We start from the raw sequence: 544 nt of genomic DNA on the forward strand, positions 1-544 counted from the left end.
CTTGATTACCACCCCAACGGGCTGATCCAGCAGGAAATAGGCTTTGACGGGCAGCGCACGGCCTACGTCTATGACCTCAACAGCAACCTGCTGGAGAAAACCGAACACGGCGACGATGGCAGTCAGCTCGTTACCCGTTACGAGCGAGACGCGGCCGGCCGCCTCGTACGAAAAACCCTGCCCGACGGCAGTGTTGTTGACTATGCCTACGACCGCCAAGGCAACCTCCTCAGCGTCGACGACGGCCACTGGGCGCTGGCCTACGAATACGACGCCCAAAACCGCCTCACCGCCGAACACCAAGGCTGGGGCACCTTGCGCTACGGCTACGACACCTGCGGCCAGCTGAAAAACCTGCGCCTGCCGGACAACAATCGTCTCACCTTCAACCACGACAAAAGCGGCCACCTCGCCACCGTCGAGCTGAATGGTAAAACCCTAACCTCTCACCTGTTCAACACCGGCCGCGAACGCCAGCGCCAGCAAGGCGAACTGCTCAGCCATTACGACTACGACGAACAAAACCGCCTTCACGCCCACGCGG

1 pseudogene is annotated in these 544 nt (G+C 61.0%); it reads left to right on the plus strand.

The annotated features are described in order from the left end of the window. Positions 1 to 544: pseudogene (locus E0F99_RS29900) on the plus strand (type IV secretion protein Rhs); the annotation flags it as partial.

Origin of the sequence: Pseudomonas antarctica (genome assembly GCF_900624995.1) — a bacterium.
GTDB lineage: Bacteria > Pseudomonadota > Gammaproteobacteria > Pseudomonadales > Pseudomonadaceae > Aquipseudomonas > Aquipseudomonas antarctica.